The sequence below is a fragment of the Capnocytophaga haemolytica genome (assembly GCF_001553545.1).
GTDB lineage: Bacteria > Bacteroidota > Bacteroidia > Flavobacteriales > Flavobacteriaceae > Capnocytophaga > Capnocytophaga haemolytica.
In genome coordinates this window covers 2,341,271-2,356,223 of sequence record NZ_CP014227.1, presented here as the reverse complement: position 1 = coordinate 2,356,223, position 14,953 = coordinate 2,341,271, and the positions used below count along the sequence as shown (strand labels likewise).

13 protein-coding genes are annotated in these 14,953 nt (G+C 45.1%); 1 reads left to right on the top strand and 12 read right to left on the bottom strand.

Going from position 1 to position 14,953, the window contains the following annotated elements:
- Nucleotides 1-46: 46 nt before the first annotated feature.
- From murI to porG, 6 genes are all read right to left on the bottom strand, one after another.
- Nucleotides 47-859: a glutamate racemase gene (gene murI / locus AXF12_RS10455; RefSeq protein ID WP_066430926.1), complete on the bottom strand. Its 813-nt coding sequence runs from the start codon at nt 857-859 to the stop codon at nt 47-49.
- 90 nt (nt 860-949) lie between these two features.
- Nucleotides 950-1,483 carry an OmpH/Skp family outer membrane protein gene (locus AXF12_RS10450; protein ID WP_066430924.1) on the bottom strand — a complete coding sequence of 178 codons (534 nt, stop codon included), beginning with the start codon at nt 1,481-1,483 and terminating at the stop codon, nt 950-952.
- A 26-nt stretch (nt 1,484-1,509) separates the two neighbouring features.
- Nucleotides 1,510-2,586 (bottom strand): OmpH/Skp family outer membrane protein, encoded by a 1,077-nt coding sequence (locus AXF12_RS10445; protein WP_066430923.1) that lies wholly within the window; start codon nt 2,584-2,586, stop codon nt 1,510-1,512.
- 57 nt (nt 2,587-2,643) lie between these two features.
- The gene (gene bamA, locus AXF12_RS10440) at nt 2,644-5,184 is read right to left on the bottom strand and encodes an outer membrane protein assembly factor BamA (RefSeq protein ID WP_066430921.1); all 2,541 of its coding nucleotides are present in this window, start codon (nt 5,182-5,184) and stop codon (nt 2,644-2,646) included.
- A 4-nt stretch (nt 5,185-5,188) separates the two neighbouring features.
- Nucleotides 5,189-5,917 carry an isoprenyl transferase gene (locus AXF12_RS10435; RefSeq protein ID WP_066430919.1) on the bottom strand — a complete coding sequence of 243 codons (729 nt, stop codon included), beginning with the start codon at nt 5,915-5,917 and terminating at the stop codon, nt 5,189-5,191.
- 1 nt (nt 5,918) lies between these two features.
- The gene (gene porG / locus AXF12_RS10430) at nt 5,919-6,620 is read right to left on the bottom strand and encodes a type IX secretion system protein PorG (protein ID WP_066430915.1); all 702 of its coding nucleotides are present in this window, start codon (nt 6,618-6,620) and stop codon (nt 5,919-5,921) included.
- 436 nt (nt 6,621-7,056) lie between these two features.
- Between porG and trxB the strand changes: the two genes are divergently transcribed.
- Nucleotides 7,057-8,001 (top strand): thioredoxin-disulfide reductase, encoded by a 945-nt coding sequence (trxB, locus tag AXF12_RS10425; RefSeq protein WP_066430914.1) that lies wholly within the window; start codon nt 7,057-7,059, stop codon nt 7,999-8,001.
- An 85-nt stretch (nt 8,002-8,086) separates the two neighbouring features.
- On the opposite strand, the gene AXF12_RS10420 is transcribed toward trxB, so the two are convergent.
- From AXF12_RS10420 to AXF12_RS10395, 6 genes are all read right to left on the bottom strand, one after another.
- Nucleotides 8,087-10,030 carry an LTA synthase family protein gene (locus tag AXF12_RS10420; protein WP_066430912.1) on the bottom strand — a complete coding sequence of 648 codons (1,944 nt, stop codon included), beginning with the start codon at nt 10,028-10,030 and terminating at the stop codon, nt 8,087-8,089.
- A 79-nt stretch (nt 10,031-10,109) separates the two neighbouring features.
- Nucleotides 10,110-10,397, bottom strand: coding sequence for a hypothetical protein (locus tag AXF12_RS10415; RefSeq protein ID WP_066430910.1), 288 nt, complete (start codon nt 10,395-10,397; stop codon nt 10,110-10,112).
- The gene (surE, locus tag AXF12_RS10410; RefSeq protein ID WP_066431999.1) at nt 10,394-11,164 is read right to left on the bottom strand and encodes a 5'/3'-nucleotidase SurE; all 771 of its coding nucleotides are present in this window, start codon (nt 11,162-11,164) and stop codon (nt 10,394-10,396) included. Before surE ends, AXF12_RS10415 begins: the two co-directional genes overlap by 4 nt.
- 176 nt (nt 11,165-11,340) lie before the next feature.
- Nucleotides 11,341-12,624, bottom strand: coding sequence for a citrate synthase (locus tag AXF12_RS10405; protein ID WP_066430908.1), 1,284 nt, complete (start codon nt 12,622-12,624; stop codon nt 11,341-11,343).
- Nucleotides 12,625-12,778: 154 nt separating this feature from the next.
- Nucleotides 12,779-13,732: a hypothetical protein gene (locus AXF12_RS10400; protein WP_066430906.1), complete on the bottom strand. Its 954-nt coding sequence runs from the start codon at nt 13,730-13,732 to the stop codon at nt 12,779-12,781.
- 6 nt (nt 13,733-13,738) lie between these two features.
- Complete coding sequence (locus AXF12_RS10395) at nt 13,739-14,947, bottom strand: 3-deoxy-D-manno-octulosonic acid transferase (RefSeq protein ID WP_066431997.1); 1,209 nt, start codon at nt 14,945-14,947, stop codon at nt 13,739-13,741.
- Between the last annotated feature and the right edge of the window lie 6 nt (nt 14,948-14,953).

Below are 14,953 nucleotides of genomic sequence, written 5' to 3'. Positions count from 1 at the left end.
TCTTCTATCTTCTAACTTCTGCTTTCTAATTTCTAACTTCTGCTTTCTAATTTCTAACTTCTGCCCTTCTACTTTCTATCTTCCTTATCTCCACAAAGTCAGGGGCAAACCCTTTGAGTATCTCTACTTTGCCGCTGGTAAGCCACGTATGCCTACCTTGTGAGGTGTGCTTAGTGAGTAAATCGCGCTGTTGTAGGACGTTGCGCGTCTGTTTGGCTACGGCATAGCCTGAGTCAATCACTTCGATATGAGGTGGTAATATGGCTTTTATCTGAGGCAAAAGATAAGGATAGTGGGTGCAGCCGAGCACCAAATAATCTATTCCCTCAGCTACCATTGGCAGGAGGTATTGGCGCAGTAGCTCAGTCATCTTAGGGCTATTGATTTGTCCACTTTCGATGAGGTCTACCAAGCCCTCACCTACGCGCTCAATGATCTGCACTTCTTCTTCCTCAGCCATCTGGTTGCTGGTCTTGGCAAAGAGGTCGCTCGCAAGGGTACTGCGGGTAGCCAGCACACCTATCTTTTTGCTCTTACTGTTCAGGCTGGCAGGCTTGATAGCAGGTTCTATCCCAATAAAGGGCACTTGTTTATACTTCGCTCTCAGGTAAGAAATAGCTGCTGTAGTAGCCGTATTGCAAGCCACTACGATAATCTTAGCTCCGTGGTCTAATAGGTATTGTGTGTTCACATCACTCAGGCGGGTGATTTCCTCTTTTGATTTCTCTCCATAAGGGGCATTGGCACTATCTGCCAGAAAAAGCGTATTCTCACAAGGCATTAGGGTTACTACCTCACGCCATATCGTAGTGCCTCCTACGCCCGAGTCAAACAGCCCAATAGGGTTCTCATTTTTCATTTAGCTGTGGTATTAACGGTATATACAAAAAAAGTGTCCGTTTGTAGCAGACACTTTTTTCAACAATAAAATCTATAAATATGATTACAATTAAAAGCCTAAGTCTTTCTTAACAGCACTGTAAAGGTCGTCGCCAGTAGCTACAATCACACTTGAGCCTGCACTTGAATCCAATACATATTGGAAGCCTTTTGATTTAGCAATCTTCTCAATAGATGATTTTACTTTCTTCAAAAGAGGTTCAACGAGTTCTTTTTGTTTTTCTTGTAGCTTCTGAGCTGCGGTTTGTTGTGATTGACGGATATTAGCTTCCATAGTCTGAATTTCTTCTGACTTTTTAAGGAATTCAGCTTCACGTTTCTTCAGTTCAGCTTCACTAAGTGCTGCTGCTTCTTTTTGGTATTTCTCTGCACGTGCTTGTAATTCCTTTACAGCTGCTTGGATATCGTTCATATAGCTTTGCTCTACCTTCTTGAGTTGAGCCTCTACTGATTTGCGTTCAGGCATTTCTTCTAAAAGTTTTTGCACATCAATGTGGGCGATTTTCACTTGTGCAGTAGCTGCGGACATAGCTCCGAAAAATAGAGCTACAGCGATCATCATTGTTCTAATGTTTCTCATCATCTTCTTTATAATTAATTTATTAAAAGTTACTTTTTGGTCTCGGCTTCTGTTTTAGCCTTTTGTTCTTGTGCTTTCTGAGCGCGCTCAGCAGCTTCTTTCTCGCGTTGGGCTTTTAGGGCTTCACGTTCTTGCTGCATCTTCTGTATGCGCTCCGCATTTTCCTTTTCACGCTGAGCTTTGAGGGCTTCGCGCTGCTCTTGCGCTTTTTGCAGTCGTTCAGCATTCTCTTTCTCGCGCTGTGCTTTGAGTGCCTCTCTGTCCTGTTGCATCTTCTGCATACGCTCTTGGGCTTCTTTTTGGCGTTGAGCTTGCAATGCCTCGCGGTCTTGCTGTAATTTCTGTTGCTTTTCAGCGGTTTCCTTTTGGCGTTGCAGACGTTGCTCTTCGCGCTTCTTGTTGAGCTGCTCACGCTGTGCTTTCATTTCCTCAGTGCGGCGTACACGTTCTTGCTCGTATTGTGCTTGACGCTCTTTGCGTGCTTTTTCTGCTTCCTGACGGCGTTTCACACGTTCTTCTACAAACTCAAAGTCATAGCTTTCTTTCAGCAGGTCAGCCATATTCTTATTTCTATCTTCAGCATTATCCTTTTTCTTCAACGCCCTAAGCACTACCTTACTCAAATTGTGCTGTCCCGCTGAAAAGAGCATCGTAGCTTGGCTTTTCTCAAAAATAAAGTCGTACTTGCGCATCTTGCCTATCTCTTGAGCAATGTTGAAAATCTGATCTTGAATAGGCTTGGCGAGCATAAACTTCTGTGTGATATACTCCCCATTCTCAGCGTTGAATTTCTTCTCTTTATAAGCGTTGAGATTGTACTCCAAGAGGGCTATCTCCTCCTCTTTATCCTTGATAAGTTCAGGGGTGAGCAGGGGTTTCTCAGCCTCTAACTTCTCCTTTTCGGTCTTTATCTTCTCGGCACGTTTCTCAATCTCTGCCTGCCATTGCTCTACTTGCAAGGCAAACTGTTGGCTCGCCACCTTGTAGTCCTCCAAGTTCGCCAAGATGTAATCCATATCGACGTAGCCAATGCGTGAGGGCTTCTGTGCGTAACCCGCTGCGACAACTCCTAAGAGTACTAATAATAGACAATGTAATTTTCTCATAAAATCTATGTTAGCTCTTAGCACATATTTTTCGTAATGAAAAAATCGTGCCAAACGTTAAAATTGCTGACCAAAAATAAAGTGTGTTTGCCATCCACTGCGGTTATTGCTGTTGGCAGGATTGTCAAATCCGTAGCCAAAATCGATCCCCAGCATACCGAAGGCTGGCATAAAGAGCCTTAGCCCTAAACCTGCTGAACGCTTGATTTGGAAGGGGTTAAAGTTCTCTAAGCCGTTGTACACATTCCCACCTTCAGCAAATGCCAACCCGTAGATAGATGCCATTGGCTTCAGGGTGATGGGGTAACGCAATTCCAACGAGAATTTGTTAAATACATTCTCCCCACCATCGCCTGAGAGGGCGTAATTCTCATACCCACGCATCTGGATGTTCTCGCGGCTATCCATTGAGTAATAGCCTAACCCATCGCCTCCCATAAAGAAGCGCTCAAAAGGTACAATACCCCTATCCTTGTTATATGCCCCGAGGTAACCAAAGTCAGCACCGAATTTCAGTACGAACTTGCTGTATATATTGGTGTACCACGCTGAGGTAAACTTCAATTTATAAAACTCTAACCAACGGAAACGCTCTTGATCTATCTGTGCAATACGGGTTGAGTTTTCATCCTTCACCGCTTGGTCGCGTTCGTCAAGTAGCTTGCTGTAATCTACTCCGTTGAACATTGAGTACGGAGGAGTGAGCTTAGCGCTGATGGTAAAACTGCTACCGCTCATTGGGTAGATAGGGTTCGGACCGCTAGAATTACGCGATAAGGCTATGGTGTACGCCAATGAGTTAGAGCTACCATCTTTAAAGGTGAATAACCCTAAGTTCGGATAATCACGCAGGTCATAGAGCTGATAACTCAATGTATGTGCTATCTGGAAGTAATCATCAGGGATTCGCAATCGCTTTGCCAAGCCTACACTCACGCTAGTGATATTCACACGCTTACTTCTATCTACGTCGTAAGTGCGGTAGTTGTAGCCAAACTGTTCGGTGCGGCTTAGCGATACAGAGAACTGTACAGGCTGCTTCCCACCGAGCCAAGGCTCTGTAAATGAGAACCCATAGGTGCGGTAATACCTACTCATTTGGAAGCTCACCGAAAACGATTGCCCATCGCCCATAGGCACAGGGGTATATGCCTTACGGTTGAATAAGTTCCTCATTGAGAAGTTGTTGAACGAGAGTGCCAGCGTACCGATGAACGATCCACCTCCGTAGCCCCCTTGCAACTGCACTTGGCTGGAGCCTGTTTCTTTCAAGTTATATTCAATATCTACCGTACCTGCATTCGGGTCAGCATTCTTAAACTCAGGATTGATGTTCTGCGCATCAAAAAGCTGCATCTGCCCTAGTTCGCGCACCGTACGCACCACGGCATCTTTGCTGTACAAATACCCAGGGCGTGTTCTCAGTTCGCGGTAAATCACATAGTCGTTGGTTTTCTCGTTTCCTTTTACCGATATATTGTTAAAATACGCAGGCTTACCCTCCACCACACGTATTTCAAAATTGATAGTGTCGTTCACTACCGAAGTCTCCACAGGGTGTATCTGCGAGAAGAGGTAACCGCTGTTCTGGTAAAGGTTGGTAATATCGTCAGCATCAGGTTTACTCTGGTCTTGGATACGCTTTTTCAGTAGTACGCCATTGTACACATCACCTTTTTTGATGCCAAGCACTTGGTTCAGCGTACGGTCGTTGTACACCGAGTTTCCCAAGAAGCGGATGTCGCCAAAGTAATAACGCTTTCCCTCTTCCAAAGCTATCTTTAAGCTCACATTGCCGTCCTTATCCTTTATAAGGGTATCATTGACGATGCGTGCATCGCGATAGCCGTTCTCTTTGTAGAAATCAACCATTGAAGTCAAGTCCTCATCATAGTCCTTCTTCACATACTTCGAGCGTTTCCAAAAGCGACCAAAAGCGCGCTGCTTAGTCTTCTTCAGCTTACGGCGCAGCTTCCTATCGCTGTACTTCTGGTTGCCCTCAAAGGCTATTTCATCTACTTTTACTTTGTTGCCTTTATCTATAAAGATAAGCATATCCACCCCGTTCGCATCGGTGGTATCTATCTTAGTATCAACGTTTACCTTAGTATTGAGGTACCCTTCTTTGCGATACTTATTTGTGATGTAATTCTTCGTATTGGCGATGAGGTTCTCATTCACCTTAGTAGTCCCTTTCTTCAGCTCCAACTCCTTTATGAGGGCTTCAGCTTTCTTCTCACGCACCCCTTTGATGCTCACATTGATGAGTGAAGGTGTCTCTTTAATCGCTAATTCAAGGAAGACGGTATCGCCCTCCACGCGCTTGATGTAGATGTTAATATCGCTGAACAACTTATAGCTCCATAGCTTGTGAATAACCGCGCTGAACTTCTCACTCGGTATTTCAATCACATCGCCTACTTTCAGCCCTGTGGTAGTCAGGATAGTTTGTTCATTAAAGCGTTTGGCACCAGTAACTTCAATACCTCCGATGGTATATTTCTTTCCTTGTCCTAATGATACTCTATCTTCGTCCTCTTGTGCACTGACAAGGCTTGTGATTGCCAGCAGTGCCATAAATACAATTTTTTTCAACATAGTTCTATTTAAGTTGTTCACTGGTTTTTCCAAATCGTCTCTCTCTCTTTTGATAGTTTAATAATGCTTCTTTTAGGTGTTCCTTAGTAAACTCTGGCCAGAGCACTTCTGCAAAATAAAGCTCGGCGTATGCAATCTGCCACAGCAAGAAGTTGCTAATGCGCTGCTCACCGCTGGTGCGAATAAGCAAGTCCACATCGGGCAAATCGGCTGTGTACAAATAGCGTTGCACCAGTCGCTCATCTACAGCCTCAGTATTGAGTTTGCCGCTTTTCACTTCCTCAGCAATGCGCCGCGTGGCCTGCACGAGTTCCTCACGGGCACCATAGCTCAGTGCCAGCGTAAGGGTAGTGCCTGTGTTGTGCTTCAAGCGATCGATAGTGCTGAGCAACACCTCGCGCACCTTCTCAGGGAAACGCTCCAAACTGCCAATAGCCCCCAAGCGTACATTGTTTTTGTCGAGCTCATCAGCCTCTTTCTTCAGGAACTTTACCAGCAACTCCATCAGGGCTTTCACTTCCAAGGCAGGGCGATTCCAGTTCTCAGTAGAAAACGCATAAAGCGTCAGGTATGGAATCTCGTGTTCTACACAGTATTCCACTACCTCACGCACCGTACGCACACCGCGCTCGTGTCCAAATGCCCTGAGCATCCCTTGCTGCTTCGCCCAACGCCCATTGCCGTCCATTATGATGGCAATATGCCGTGGCTTGTTTATCAACTCTTCAGCCATCTTATCTTCGCTTACAATAACAAGGTGCTTCCCAGAAAGTATACGTCAGTGAAGCCCCTACCATTGTATACCAATCATAGCTCCTGCCTAAGTTGCCAAACATAAAGCCTTGATGCGTTGGCGCATTCCCATCAACATTGTTGGTAAGCGTGTAGCGAAAACCCACTTCACCCGCCAAGATAAGCCGCTGAGTGATCTTCTTCTTAATACCTAAGGCAACGGGAAGCATTGCGTCAAACTCGCGCCTTGTGGTATTCTCGGCTTCCAATGGCTTGGCAGTGGTGTTGTCGAAGTACAAATCATCGTGCCAAAAGCCGCCAATGCCCACAAACACATAAGGTGTCCACGGACGGTCGATCAAGTGCTCGATTCGGTACTCCCTGAAATGGAACTCCACCCCAGTCATCATTTCTGTGACGTCCGTCTTGAACGAGAAGTCGCGCTTGCGTTTGCCCGCAATGTCCGACTGGCGATCGTTGCCATAGAGCTGTGTGCCCGTAAGCTGTACGCGAACCGACATACGCTCGTGGAAATTCCACTTGTACACACCTCCCACCGCTGGACGGTTGGGCAGTACGTAATAACCTCTACCAATGTCCGAAATAGGGTTACTTCCTCCTGCGAAGATCCCAATCTCGTGTTGCTGCGCCGATGCCACCTGCACCGCTAATAGTATCAATATGGTGTAAAAATATCTGTACATATTCTTCTTATGCAAAGTGCAAATGTAAGAGTTTTTCACAAAATACAACGCAAAAAAACTAAAACTTTACACTTTTTGTAGTGATAAAATTTTGTTAAAATGAAAAATAGACATATATGTATATGAATATCAAATAATTATAAGAATACTTATCACGAGTCAAAAATGAAATATTTTTAGAGAAAAATTGCTCCACCCATCCACTTTTCCAAAAGAGACTCATTTTTTCATCCTTTGAAAAGGCTAAAAGTCCACCATTCATATCGAACCGATAACGGACACCTATCGGAGAAGAAGACCCTCAGTACAACAACTGATTTTGATCTCCCATAAACTTTACAAATGAACCTATCGGAAAACTTGATAACTTTCGCGCTTTGAGATATGCATTTTTTTTCGTACCTTTGCAAAATTAATATTAAAAACGAGAAACATTATGGCAGATATCGAAAAAGTAAAATGCCTAATTATAGGCTCAGGACCAGCAGGTTACACTGCAGCTATCTACGCTTCGCGCGCTAACCTCGCTCCTGTCTTATACCAAGGTGGGCAACCTGGTGGACAGCTTACTACTACCAACGAGGTGGAAAACTTCCCTGGTTACCCCAATGGCATTATGGGTACCGAACTAATGATGGATTTACAGAAGCAAGCTGAACGCTTTGGGGCTGAAATCCGCAATGGCTGGGTTACTAAAGTCGACTTTTCAGCACATCCTCATAAGGTATGGATTGACGACACTAAAGAGCTCCACGCCGATGCTGTGATTATCGCCACAGGGGCATCAGCTAAGTATTTGGGCTTGCCCTCTGAGCAACATTATCTCAGCACAGGTGGTGGTGTATCGGCGTGTGCCGTTTGCGATGGCTTTTTCTACCGCAATCAGCAGGTAGCCATCGTAGGGGCGGGCGACTCGGCTTGTGAAGAGGCACTCTACTTGGCAAATATATGTGCAAAGGTAACAATGCTCATACGCCGCGATGAGTTCCGTGCATCGCAGATTATGAAAGAGCGCGTGCTTAAAAATGATAAAATAGAAGTATTATTCAATACCGAAACCGAAGAAATATTAGGTGATGGACAAGTAGTTACCGCTATCAAGGTGCGCAATAATCAAACGAATGAGGTAAAGGAAATCCCTGTTACAGGCTTCTTCGTAGCCATCGGGCATAAGCCTAATACGGATGTCTTTAAGGAGTATATCACTTTGGATGAGGTCGGTTATATTAAGAATGTGGCAGGCACCTCACTTACGAATGTAGCGGGCGTATTTGTAGCGGGTGATGCTGCTGATACGCGTTACCGACAAGCGATCACAGCCGCAGGTTCAGGATGTATGGCTGCCTTAGACGCTGAAAAATACTTACTTACCTTAGAGTAGATCAGGAATTACAACAATAGCAAAGCCCGAAGGTACTAAATCTAACCTTCGGGCTTTGCTATTATTACCGCCTCTGAATTTCTAACTACTGACTTTTGATACTTAACTTATGGTTGAGTATCCTATCCATATAGTCCTGCATAAAGGCTTGCAACTCTTTGGTAGCCTCAGTTACCTCAGCGTTCTTCACCTTGCCGAGAAGGTTGTTTCTCAGAGCCTCATCATCTTTGTCAAATAAGCCTATAAGCACCCCTTTGTCGTCCATCTGGTAGATGTAATTCCCTTGTTTGAGCTGATAGAGCAACGCATCATTTACGTATGCCTTGGGCTTCTCATCAGGCAAATCAGCAAACACACTGCGCCCCCACGAACGGAAAGGCTTGTTATAGCCCATCAAATCAACTAAAGAAGGATATATATCAATCTGCTCTGCAATCTCTGAATACATCTTGGTAGGCACTAACTCAGGGTTGGCACTGTAGAACATAATCGCTGCCGCCCTATTGGTAATTGGCTGTTTGTAAAGGTCGTAATACGTCTGGTTAGGGTGATCGTTCACAAAAGCAAAGATGGTATTCTTAAACCACGGCTGTTGCTTGGCGCACTCAAAAAAACGCTTGAGAGAGTAATCCGTATAGCCAATACATTGGTGTATTTGTAGCGTACCCTTGTCAAACTTACCCTCGTATTTCTTAGGTATTTGAAAAGGGTGATGTGATGACAGTGTAAAGATAGTACCTAAGAAAGGCTGCTGTTTCTCGCTGAGTGTCTTACACATATATTGAAAGAAAGGCTCATCCCAAATACCCCAACGACCGTCATCATCAGCATCGTTGTTATACTCGGTCTTGCCATAGTAATGGTCAAAACCCAAGATATTCGAGAAGCCCAAGAAGCCCATCGAACCATTAGGTGCGGAGTGAAAGAATGAAGTGTCGTAGCCCATCTCCTTGGCAATAGAAACGATTGACTGTGTAGGCTGCTTCACATAAGGCGATGAGGTGTACGCCACCTGAAAGGAAGGTATCCCCGCCAACATCGACGACATTCCGTGTATTGACTGACGCCCCGTGCAATACGCATTGTCGAGCATAAAAGAATGCTGCGAAAGCGAGTCCAAGAAAGGCGTATAGCTCTTAAAGTTAGGGATATTTCTGTTTTTATTCATACAGCCCCAATACTCCCTGCCAAAGCTCTCCAAGATGAATATCACCACATTAGGCTTCTCTTTCACCTGACGATGATACTGTTTGATAGGCTTGAGATGTTCGCGTATATATGCCTCATCTACAAAGTGATATTCCTTAAAGCCTTTATTCTTCCCAAGACTCCTAATCAAGCAGAAAGGCGTATTGAGGATTGCATCCGCCTGAGGCGTTACCGTTACGTGGCGACTGGCATCAAGCATATTAATAGGGCGCGTATCGGAAGTAAAACCACCCCCGCGTATCGCCATCATTATCAGCACACCAAAGCCTACAAACCACACTGCCGACCAGCCAAAATAAGCCAGCTTTGAGCTTTGTGCTCTGTTCTCTGCTCTCTGCTCTCTTATCTCTACTCTCTTATACAGCCACACCCACAAGGCAATAAGCCCTGCAAAGCCCACAAAGAGATACCAATATTCGCCTAAGAAAGTCCAGAAGAGGGTCATCTTGTTCTGCTCGTGCTCAATCACTGCAAACGAACCCGTAGTGAGTCGCGATTTGCTAAACGGATAATACGCCACATCGATGAAGTTCGTAGCATACGCAATCGTATTGGGGATAAAATAACTCCAAAACACCACCTTTTGGAACTTTGGCGTAGTATTTACCCACAGCGGCAGCAAACTCAGCAGTATAAACAGCAGGTTGGTGTACATTATCGCGCAGTTGTCGAACGCCAATCCATAGTAAAAGAGCTTAAAGGTGCTGTAATCACCCATCATATCCTTGTTAAAGTACAAAAACACGCCTCTTGCAAAAGCATAAAACGCGTATACAAGGAAAATACGGTACAAAAAAACAAAATATTCTCTTAGTCTCATTTCTAATGTTGAAGAGACCAGAGGTCAGGGGTCAGAGATCAGCACTTTCTGACCTCTGGCCTCTGACTTCTGCCTCCTATTATTTAAGTTGTAACAATAAAGTAATAAACGCCAATATAAAAGTAGCCATTAGCACCCCGCGGGCACGTTCATTCTCATCTCTTCGGATAAAGAAAAAGAAAGCAATAAGGTCGAGGATACCACCAAGGGCAATGAGCTTGCCTATATAGTTCTTCTCATAAGCATCAACAAGGGTTGTGCACAGGCTGTACTTTGAAAGGATCAACGTAGCAATTATAATTCCTATTGCGTTTGCCACCAGCCCTACTGCCAGCCCTATGAGTTGTTGTTTGAGTCTGTAGTTCATAATTGCCAAGTGTTAAGTGTATCAATAGCCTCGTGTACCGTAAGGTCAAAGCCTACGGGTACCACCGAAATATAGCCGTGGTCGAGTGCCCAAATGTCTGTATCTTCTGCAAGGTCGTTATTGATGAACTCGCCCGTCATCCAATAGTAAACGCGCCCTTGTGGTGAGGTGCGCTTGTCAAACCGCTCTATCCAACGTCCGCGGGCTGAGCGGCACACGCGTATGCCTTTGATAGCCTCCCGCTTTAAGGCGGGGATATTCACGTTGAGCACCACCCCTTTGGGCAATCCTTCGGTGAGCACCTTCTCAGCTATGGTCTTAATGAAATCGCGCGCTTGCGTGAAGTCCGCCTCCCAGCTGTCGTCCAAGAGCGAAAAGCCTATGGCAGGGATTCCTTCCGTACCAGCCTCAATAGCGGCACTCATTGTGCCTGAGTAAATCACATTGATGGAGGCATTCGAGCCGTGGTTGATGCCGCTCACACAAAGGTCGGGCAACCGCCCTTCGAGCACCTCGTGTTTGGCGATCTTCACGCAGTCGGCAGGGGTACCGCTGCAAGCGTACTCCCGCACGCCTTCCAATGGGCTCTGCACAGGGTCGCAGTAGATGGTCGTATCCAGCGTTACGGCGTGCCCTTTGCCGCTTTGAGGCGAGCCGGGGGCTACTACAACTACCTCGCCCAGCTCACGCATTATCGCTATTAAGCAGCGAATGCCTGGGGCAGTGATGCCGTCGTCGTTGGTTATTAATATTAAAGGTTTCTGCATATAAATAATCAATCCTATCGCCCTTAAAAGCGAAATATGGCGGCAAAATTACATATTATTTCTGAAAACAGTATAAGAGAGTACAAATTATTTTGTATTTACACTATATAAAAATATAGGCAAATAGCTAATACTAAGCTATTCGCCTATACCAATGTTCGTGTTTTAAAATAAATTTAGCGTTCATTCAGTGCTACATACGGACGTTGTACAGCTCCTATATAGATCTGTCGTGGGCGACCTATGGGTTCTCCTCCTTGGCGCATTTCCTTCCATTGGGCTATCCACCCTGGTAGGCGACCGATAGCAAAGAGCACGGTGAACATCTCCACGTGCATCCCCAGTGCACGGTAGATAATCCCTGAATAAAAGTCGACATTAGGATAGAGGTTGCGTTCTTTGAAATAAGGGTCTTCGAGGGCTACTTTCTCCAAATGCTTAGCGATCTCGAATATAGGCTCGTCAATGCCCAAAGCGTGTAGCACATCATCGGCAGCTGCTTTGATGATACTTGCACGAGGGTCGAAGTTTTTGTATACACGATGCCCGAAGCCCATCAATCGGAAAGGGTCGTTCTTATCCTTTGCCTTGGCGATGAACTTATCTACATCCCCTCCATCAGCATAGATAGCTTCAAGCATCTCAATAACGGCTTGGTTAGCCCCTCCGTGCAGCCTTCCCCAGAGGGCTGATACTCCTGAGGCAATACTTGCAAATAAACCAGCGTGTGAGCTCCCTACTAAGCGAACGGTTGAGGTAGAGCAGTTTTGCTCGTGGTCGCCGTGAAGGATAAGGAGCTTGTTGAGTGCATTGACTACAGTGGGGTTAATATCATAAGGTTCTGTGGGAATAGCAAAGAGCATTCTCAGTAGATTTTCGATATACCCTAAGTCATTTTTATAGTAATTCAGAGGCAGTCCTTCGCGTTTACGAAACACCCAAGTAGCTACAATGGTTACTTTAGCAATCACTTTACATACTGCTTCGTAGACATCGTGAGGGCAATCTACGTTTACTGGCACAGGGTTAAAAGCCGTTAGTGCGCTGGTAATAGAAGCTAATACCCCCATAGGGTGTGCTGATTTGGGGAATCCGTCTAAGATTTTACGCACTTCTTCGTGCACTAAAGTGTACTTATGAATTGTTTTCTTAAAATGTGCGTACTCCTCTTTGGTAGGGAGCTCTCCAAATACTAATAGATAAGCTACTTCCAAGAATTCAGCGTGGGCTGCTAAGTCCTCAATGTTGTAACCTCGATAACGCAGGATTCCTTGCTCACCATCTAAGAAGGTGATGGCACTCTGGCAAGCACCTGTGTTTTTGTAGCCAGAATCAAGGGTTACTAAGCCTGTGAGGGCACGTAATTTTTCAATGTTAATGGCTTTCTCGTTTTCCGTCCCTACGACGATTGGGAATTCGTACTCTTTCCCTTCGTAAATTAATTTAGCAAAATTTGTCATTATTAGTTTTGTTTAGATGTTAATAAATAATTGAAATCGGGGGCTAAATTATAAATACTTTTTGAGATAACCTAATATTTTTAGCACTTTTTTTTCTTCAAACATTGAAAATAATTTTTAAGTAGCAGTATAATGTATTGATTTCTAAAGATTATTAAGGTTTTCGAATCATCTTTACAGAGAAGATAAAAATAAGTGCTACTATCACTCCCATTACGCCCCAAAGGAGGTAGTTGTTATCTTTCTCCTTCTCGGCAGTAGGGTGGGAGAGGGTTTTAGCTACCTTAATGGGTTCGGGCTTGCCTATGTAGTGCACCGTGGTGAGCATTTTAGGGATTTCATTCTCAAAGTGCGTAATATCATATTGTGGACTGCGATCGTCAGCCTTGCCATACACCAAATAATAAGTACGATCTGCCTCAGCAAATCGTGCAATAAACTTGTAATTGATCGTAAAAATGTCTATTCCTTCAAACTTTAGAGGCTGGTTATCGTTATTTTCTATTGTTAGAACGATTTTATTAGTGATAATGTCGTCAAAGTAAAAAGTATTATCGCTTTTAGAGCTCAGATTGTTCTCAAAGAGTAGCACTTGCTTGTATCGATTGTCTATCTCTAAGGGCTTATCAGTTGTTTTAGCGGTAATTCTACGAAAATAGCTAAAAGAACTCTTAGGTTGAATGTGTATCTTAGCTATATAAAGAGCTTCAGGAAGTGTGATGGTAAGGATAGTACACTGTGATGATTTATCGTTTTTCAGTGTGAAGGCAACCGTTTGGCTCTGGGTCGCAGCATCAATATCCTCGTGCTGTGCTTTGCGAGTTGCCTCAACAGTTGCTGGCAGCTTCCCTATAGCAAGTTTATGCCATTTGGGGTAAATATCACCTTTTATATAAGGCACTTCAATCGTGTCCTTGCTGCCTACTCCATAGATACGAATGTCGCTCATCGGACTTTGTAGTTTGCCATAGACGGACTGTGGCAATACGACCTTGTGCCACGTATTAGTCTTTACTCCTTCCAAGCGTTGCTTATAGGCGTATGTATCCATTTGTGCGTGGGTGCTTATCCCTATAAGTGTAAAAAGTACGAATACAATCTGTTTCATTATCCCTTATAAATTATTCATTATCCTCTCTGTTGCTCCTTTCTTCTCAGCGATATACCGCGCATTAATAGCCCCTACACTGTGGCATTTCTCAGGGCTTGCAATAAGTGCTGTAAGCACCTCTTTGCAACTTGCCTCGCTGTCTACAGAGCGTACTCCGCCCAAGGCTACCAAGTCCACTGCCTCGGCAAACTTCTCATAATGCTTGCCAATAACCACAGGCACGCCAAAGACCGCTGGCTCCAAGACGTTGTGCAGTCCTGTTGCCATACCGCCGCCCACGTAAGCCACATCGGCATACGCGTAGACCTTGGTAAGGATACCTATCGTGTCTAAGATAAGCACGTCTATTGCAGTGAGGTCTATGCTGTCTTTTTCGGAGTAACGCCCTACCCTTTTGGTAATGCGCTCTTGCAGTGCTGCAATATTCTCTGGGTGGATATTGTGTGGTGCAATGACGAACTTTGTCCCCGCTGTGCTCTCGTTAATGGTGCTCAGGTAAACAGCCTCGTCCTCAGGCCACGAGCTCCCAAAGACCACACAGAGGCTGTTGCCCTTAAAGGTCTCCATAAAGCCCAAATGATTGTCGAGGGTAGCAATAGCAGCCACACGGTCGAAGCGCGTATCACCACTAACCGTTACGTTCCCGTAGCCTAATCGTTCTAATAGCGACTTTGAGAGGGTGTTTTGCACAAAGAAGTGCGTAAAGCAGGGCAGACAAGCGCGCTGCAAACCGCCGTACCACTTAAAGAACGCCTGTCCCTCGCGAAAGATACCCGAGATAAGATAGGTAGGTACACCGTTGTCTTTCAGTGCGTGGAGGTAGTTCGTCCAGAACTCATACTTTACAAAGAACGCCATCTTGGGTTGCACGATAGCCACCAATTGCTGGGCGTTGGCGGGGGTATCTAAGGGCAGATAGCACACTGCATCCACCTCAGGGCTATTCTTGCGCACCTCATAGCCCGAAGGCGAGAAGAAGGTAACGAGCACCTTGTAGCCCTGCCCGCGCAAGGCTTGTATCACGGGCAGCCCCTGCTCAAACTCCCCCAGCGATGCTGCGTGCACCCATACCCAACTTCCCTCAGCCGTGATGTGCTTTTTAAGGTATGCAAATACCTCTTTGCGCCCCTCGACAAAGAGCCGCAACTTCTTATTCCACAACGCAGGTATTGGCAGTAGTACCCCTGCAATATACGTAATGATATTGTAAATCGTTTT

Excerpts from the sequence above, each read along its gene's own strand:
- murI (WP_066430926.1), bottom strand. The coding sequence starts at position 859 with ATGAAAAATGAGAACCCTATTGGGCTGTTTGACTCGGGCGTAGGAGGC.
- bamA (WP_066430921.1), bottom strand. The coding sequence starts at position 5,184 with ATGTTGAAAAAAATTGTATTTATGGCACTGCTGGCAATCACAAGCCTT.
- AXF12_RS10450 (WP_066430924.1), bottom strand. The coding sequence starts at position 1,483 with ATGATGAGAAACATTAGAACAATGATGATCGCTGTAGCTCTATTTTTC.
- AXF12_RS10400 (WP_066430906.1), bottom strand. The coding sequence starts at position 13,732 with ATGAAACAGATTGTATTCGTACTTTTTACACTTATAGGGATAAGCACC.
- surE (WP_066431999.1), bottom strand. The coding sequence starts at position 11,164 with ATGCAGAAACCTTTAATATTAATAACCAACGACGACGGCATCACTGCC.
- AXF12_RS10415 (WP_066430910.1), bottom strand. The coding sequence starts at position 10,397 with ATGAACTACAGACTCAAACAACAACTCATAGGGCTGGCAGTAGGGCTG.
- AXF12_RS10445 (WP_066430923.1), bottom strand. The coding sequence starts at position 2,586 with ATGAGAAAATTACATTGTCTATTATTAGTACTCTTAGGAGTTGTCGCA.
- AXF12_RS10420 (WP_066430912.1), bottom strand. The coding sequence starts at position 10,030 with ATGAGACTAAGAGAATATTTTGTTTTTTTGTACCGTATTTTCCTTGTA.
- porG (WP_066430915.1), bottom strand. The coding sequence starts at position 6,620 with ATGTACAGATATTTTTACACCATATTGATACTATTAGCGGTGCAGGTG.
- AXF12_RS10435 (WP_066430919.1), bottom strand. The coding sequence starts at position 5,917 with ATGGCTGAAGAGTTGATAAACAAGCCACGGCATATTGCCATCATAATG.
- trxB (WP_066430914.1), top strand. The coding sequence starts at position 7,057 with ATGGCAGATATCGAAAAAGTAAAATGCCTAATTATAGGCTCAGGACCA.
- AXF12_RS10405 (WP_066430908.1), bottom strand. The coding sequence starts at position 12,624 with ATGACAAATTTTGCTAAATTAATTTACGAAGGGAAAGAGTACGAATTC.